At 69.7% G+C, this 5,985-nt stretch carries 3 protein-coding genes; 1 reads left to right on the forward strand and 2 read right to left on the reverse strand.

Annotated features, from left to right (window positions below):
- Positions 1-199: 199 nt before the first annotated feature.
- Positions 200-3,880 carry a methionine synthase gene (gene metH, locus PHC73_RS10415; protein ID WP_300127676.1) on the reverse strand — a complete coding sequence of 1,227 codons (3,681 nt, stop codon included), beginning with the start codon at positions 3,878-3,880 and terminating at the stop codon, positions 200-202.
- Positions 3,881-3,969: 89 nt separating this feature from the next.
- Between metH and PHC73_RS10420 the strand changes: the two genes are divergently transcribed.
- Entirely contained in the window at positions 3,970-5,175 is a 1,206-nt protein-coding gene (locus tag PHC73_RS10420) for an MBL fold metallo-hydrolase (RefSeq protein WP_300127678.1), read from the forward strand.
- 7 nt (positions 5,176-5,182) lie between these two features.
- Here the strand turns inward: PHC73_RS10420 and PHC73_RS10425 are convergent.
- Positions 5,183-5,985, reverse strand: an 803-nt coding sequence (locus PHC73_RS10425) for a DHHA1 domain-containing protein (RefSeq protein WP_300127680.1), incomplete at its 5' end; no start/stop codon positions are given.

The following is a 5,985-nucleotide window of genomic DNA, read 5'->3' on the forward strand; positions in this document are numbered from 1 at the left end:
ACAGGCGCGGGCGATCGTGATCGATACCAGTCAGCCGTATACGCTGCCGGAGGCTTTCGCGGCGCAGGCCGCCGCCACCGAGCGGGGGCTCCGGCGTGCATAGATGCGGTGAGGCACGAGCCGCATCGATCGACGGCATCCGACAAATCGGCTACCTGCGTATTTGTCTTGCGGGCGAAGGCCGTTTTTCGACGGCGTGTCAGGGCTCATAGCCCAGATTCGGCGCCAGCCAGCGTTCTGCCTGCGCCAGCGTCCAGCCCTTGCGGCGGGCGTAGTCCTCCACCTGGTCGCGGCCGATGTCGCCGACGCCGAAGTAGCGGGCTTTCGGGTGCGCGATGTACCAGCCGCTGACGGCGGCCGTCGGCAGCATGGCGAAGTGTTCGGTGAGCCGCATGCCGGCGTTGCGTTCGGCATCCAGAAGCTGCCAAAGGGTGGCTTTTTCGGTGTGGTCGGGGCAGGCGGGGTAGCCGGGGGCGGGACGGATGCCCTGGTAGTGCTCGCCGATGAGGGCGTCGTTGTCCAGGTTCTCGCCGGCCGCGTAGCCCCACAGTTCGGTGCGCACGCGCTGGTGCAACCGCTCGGCGAGCGCTTCGGCCAGGCGGTCGGCGAGCGCCTTCAGCAGGATGGCGCTGTAGTCGTCGTGTGCGGCCTCGAAGCGCGCCACGTGTTCATCGATGCCGATGCCGGCGGTGCAGGCGAACGCACCCAGCCAGTCGGCGACGCCGCTGCCCTGCGGCGCCAGGTAATCGGCCAGGCACAGGTTCGGCACGCCGGGCGGTTTTTCCTGCTGCTGGCGCAGGTGATGCAGGCTGGCGCGCACCGTCTGGCGCGTGGTGTCGGTGTAGAGCGCGATGTCGTCGCCGATTGCATTGGCCGGGAACAGGCCGATGACGGCGCGGGCGCGCAGCCAGCGCTCGTCCACGATGCGGGCGAGCATGGCCTTGGCGTCGGCAAAGAGCTGGCGCGCCTGCTCGCCGACGATGGCGTCGTCGAGGATCTTCGGGTAGCGGCCGGCCAGTTCCCAGGCCTGGAAGAACGGCGTCCAGTCGATGTAGGGCAACAGTTCCGCGAGCGGGTAGTCCTCGAACACGGTGATGCCGGGCCGGCGCGGCGCGGCGGGTTCGTAGGCAGCCCAGTCGGTAGCAAAGGCGTTGGCGCGGGCCTTGTCGAGCGACAGCAGTTTGCTGCGTTGGACGCGCGCGGCGTGGCGCTGGCGAAGCTGGGCATAGTCCTCGCGCGTCTGTTGCAGGAAGGCGCTGCGAAGGTCCGGCGAGATGAGGCTCTGTGCCACGCCGACGGCGCGCGAGGCGTCTTTGACGTAGACGGTGGGACCATCGAAGGCCGGCGCGATCTTCACCGCCGTGTGTGTACGCGACGTGGTGGCGCCGCCGATCAGCAGCGGCACGTCCATTCCCTCGCGTTGCATCTCGCTCGCCACGTGCGCCATTTCGTCGAGCGATGGCGTGATCAGGCCCGACAGTCCGATGATGTCCACCTGCTGCTCGCGCGCGGTGCGCAGGATGGTCTCGCACGGCACCATCACGCCCAGGTCGATGACCTCGAAGTTGTTGCACTGCAGCACCACGCCGACGATGTTTTTGCCGATGTCGTGCACGTCGCCCTTGACGGTGGCCAGCAGAATGCGCGCCTGGGCGCGGGCGCTGGCGTCCTTTTCGGCTTCGATGTACGGCAGCAGACAGGCCACGGCCTTTTTCATCACCCGCGCGCTTTTCACCACCTGCGGCAGGAACATCTTGCCGGCGCCGAAGAGATCCCCGACCACGTTCATGCCGTCCATGAGTGGGCCTTCGATGACCTCGATCGGCCGCGCGAAGGCGCGGCGTGCTTCCTCGACGTCCTGCTCCACGTAGTCGGTGATGCCGCGCACCAGCGCGTGTTCCAGGCGCTTGGCCACCGGCAGCTCGCGCCAGGCGAGATCCTGCGCGGGGCCTGACGCGGCCGCGCCGCCGCGGTAACGCTCGGCGATTTCCAGCAGCCGTTCGGTGGCGTCGGGGCGGCGGTTCAGCACCACGTCCTCGACCCGCTCGCGCAGCTCGGGGTCGATGTCGTCGTACACGCCGAGCTGGCCGGCGTTGACGATGCCCATGTCCATGCCGGCGCGGATGGCGTGGTACAGGAACACGGTATGGATGGCGGCGCGCACCGGCTCGTTGCCGCGGAACGAGAACGACACGTTGCTGACGCCGCCGCTGACCTTGGCGTGCGGCAGGCGCTGCTTGATCTGCCGCGTCGCCTCGATGAAGTCGACCGCGTAGTTGTCGTGCTCGGGAATGCCGGTGGCAATCGCGAAGATGTTGGGGTCGAAGATGATGTCCTCGGGCGGGAAGCCGACCTCCCTGGTCAGCAGCTTGTAGGCGCGCTCGCAGATGGCCACCTTGCGCGCGCAGGTGTCGGCCTGGCCCTGCTCGTCGAAGGCCATCACCACCACCGCCGCGCCGTAGCGGCGCACCAGCCGCGCCTGCTCCAGGAACGCCGCCTCGCCTTCCTTGAGGCTGATCGAGTTGACGATGCCCTTGCCCTGCACGCATCGCAGGCCGGCCTCGATGACCTCCCACTTGGACGAGTCGATCATCACCGGCACGCGGGCGATGTCCGGCTCGGCGGCGGCCAGGTTCAAAAACCGCACCATGGCCGCTTTGGCATCGAGCATGCCCTCGTCCATGTTGACGTCGATGATCTGCGCGCCGCTTTCCACCTGCTGGCGGGCCACATCGAGCGCGGCCTCATAGTCGCCGGCCTTGATCAGGTTGGCGAAACGCTTGGAGCCGGTCACGTTGGTGCGCTCGCCGATGTTGACGAACAGGCTGTTCTCGTCGATGTCGAGCGGTTCGAGGCCAGACAGGCGCAGCACGTGTCGCGGCGTCGGCAGCGCACGCGGCGCGATACCGGCCACGGCATCGGCAATGGCGCGGATGTGCTCGGGCGTGGTGCCGCAGCAGCCGCCGACGATGTTCAGCATACCGTCCAGCGCCCATTGCCGAAGGTGCGCGGCCATGAACTCCGGCGTCTCGTCGTAGCCGCCAAACGCATTCGGCAGACCCGCATTCGGGTGCGCGCTCACGCGGCATTCGGCGATCTTCGCCAGTTCGTGCACGTAGGGCCGCAGCAGCTCCACGCCGAGCGCGCAATTCAGGCCCACCGACAGCGGCTGCACGTGCGCGACGGACGCGTAGAAGGCCGCCGGCGTCTGGCCGGACAGGGTGCGGCCGGAGGCGTCCGTGATGGTGCCGGAGATCATCACCGGCAAGCGCGGATGACCTGCCGCGAAGTACGTTTCGATGGCGTACAGCGCGGCCTTGCAGTTCAGCGTGTCAAAGACGGTCTCGACCAGCAGGATGTCGGCGCCGCCGTCGACGAGGCCGCGCAGCGCTTCGGTGTAGTTCTCGACCAGCTCGGCGAAGGTGACGTTGCGAAAGCCGGGGTCGTTCACGTCCGGCGACACCGACGCCGTGCGGCTGGTGGGTCCGAGCACGCCGGCCACGAAGCGCGGGCGCTGGGCGGTGCCGATCTCGTCGGCCACGCGGCGGGCCAGGCGCGCGCCTTCCAGGTTCAGTTCGTAGACCAGGTCTTGCAGGCCGTAGTCGGCCTGCGAGATGGCGGTGGAGTTGAAGGTGTTGGTCTCGATGATGTCCGAGCCGGCTTCGAGGTAAGCCCGGTGAATATCGGCGATTACGTCCGGCCGCGTCAGCGTCAGCAGGTCGTTGTTGCCCTTGAGCTCACGGCCGAAATCCGCGAAGCGTTCGCCGCGGTAGTCGGCTTCCGCGAGGCCATGACGCTGGATCATGGTGCCCATGGCGCCGTCCAGCAGCAGGATGCGCTCGGCGAGCTGGCGGTGGAGCAGGGCGGTGCGGTCGGTCATGGCAGGGATCCTTCGGCGGGGGCGGCATTGTAGCGTGCGGGTTTGTGGCACCTTGTTCGCAATAACAACGCCGAAGATGGAGGGGGGCGATGTGTCAGGAAGTGGGACAGGCGGTGCAACTGGCGCTGTCGCGGCGCGGGCTGCTCAAAGCCGGCGCCGGGGCCGGCATGGCGGCGCTGTCGTTGATGCTGGGCGGTGCGCCGGCCAGCGCGGCGACGCCCACGGCATCGGCTGACGATGGCGCGGGCTTCGACACGCGGCTCGTGCTGCTTGGCACCGCCGGCGGCCCGGCGTGGTTTCCGGGCAGCACGCGGCATGGCATTGCGTCGGCACTGCAGGTGCGCGATCTCACCTATATGATCGATTGTGGCGACGGCGCCGCCCGGCAGCTCGCGCAGGCCATGATGCGAAGCCGCGCGGACCCGCATCCGTTCAGGCTGCTGGAGCCGCTGCAGGCGCTGTTCTTCACGCACCTGCACTCGGATCACGTAGTCGATTACGACAACCTGCTGCTGCAGGGCTGGACGGCGGGCCTCGGCCGCCATCAGCCACTGGTGGTGATGGGGCCTGGGCCGCGCGGCGAACTGCCGCCGGTGTTCCAAAAGCCGGGCCAGCCGCCGGTCGACCCGCCGGTCGCGTTTCCCAACGCGCCGACGCCCGGCACCGCGCAGATGACCGAGCACATTTTTCGCGCTTTTGCCACCGACCTCAACGACCGCATCCGCGATTACCTGTGGCCGGACCTGCGCGGCCTGGTGCAGGTGGACGACATCGCGCTGCCCAAGATGGCCGGCTTCACCAGCCCCAACCAGACGCCGTCGCCCGACATGGAGCCGTTCGAGGTGTGGGCGGACGCGCAGGTGCGGGTAACGGCAACGCTGGTCGCGCATTCGCCGGTGTTCCCGTCGTTCGCGTTCCGCTTCGACAGCGAGCAGGGCTCGGTGGTGTTCTCGGGCGACACCGGGCCGTGCCGGAACCTGGTGCGCCTGGCGCAGGGCGTTGACGTGCTGGTGCACGAGGTGATCGACGCCGCCTGGGTGGACACGCTGTTCCCGCCGCCGCTTGACGAGACCACCGCTGCGCTCAAGCACCACCTGCTGTCCGCGCACACGTCCATTGAGGATGCCGGCCGCGTGGCCGAGCAGGCCGGCGCCAAGACGCTGGTGCTGAGCCATGTGATTCCGCACAACCTCAGCGACGAGCGTCTGAACCTGGCCGGCCGGCATTACTCCGGGCGCGTGGTGCCGGGGCACGACCTCGCGACGATTGGCGTGGGCCGGCGCCGCGCCGGCTGAGGGCGATTCAGACGGCGCCGTGATCGCCCAGGCCCTGCACCAGTAGCTGCACTTGCCGCTCGCCGCGCCATTCGTTGATCTGCGGGCGGTAGGCGACGCGCAGGCGTGCCGGCAGCGCGTCGTGCAGGTGCGCCGCCCGCCAGGCGACGGCGGTGAACGTCGCCCCGCCATCGATCGGCGTCAGGCGCAGGCGCAGGTGATCGGCGCCCACCACGCGCGCCTCGCGCAGCTCGAACACGTCATCGAACAGCGGCGGCGCGAAGCCCTGTCCCCACGGCCCGGCGGCGTCCAGGCGCTCGGCGAGCTCCGGCGTCAGCAGCGCGGCGTCGAGTGGGCCGTCGCTGAGCAGGGTATCGCGCGGCAGCACGCCGCCGGTCTGTTCCAGCACCGCGGCTTCGAGCGCCGCGCCGAGCGCCGGCAGGTGTTCGGCGCGCAGCGTGAGGCCGGCCGCCATGGCATGGCCGCCGAACTGATCGATGAGCTCCGGCGCCCGCGCCGCCACGGCGGCCAGGGCATCGCGGATGTGCACGCCGGGCAGCGAGCGGGCCGAGCCGCGCCAGCGCCCGTCGCCGGCCGGCGCCAGTGCCACCACCGGGCGCCCGTAGCGCTCGCGAAGGCGCGCCGCGACGATGCCGATCACGCCCGGGTGCCAGTCCTGGTCGTGCACGCACAGCGCCGCCGGCAGCGGCTCGGGCATGGCGTCCATGTCGGCGATGGCCTGCGCCTGCATCTGCGCCTCGACGCCGCGGCGCTCGTGGTTGAGTGCGGCGAGCTGCGCCGCCATGTCGGCCGCGGCAGCGGGGTCGTCCG

It is taken from the genome of Immundisolibacter sp. (assembly GCF_028696615.1).
GTDB lineage: Bacteria > Pseudomonadota > Gammaproteobacteria > Immundisolibacterales > Immundisolibacteraceae > Immundisolibacter.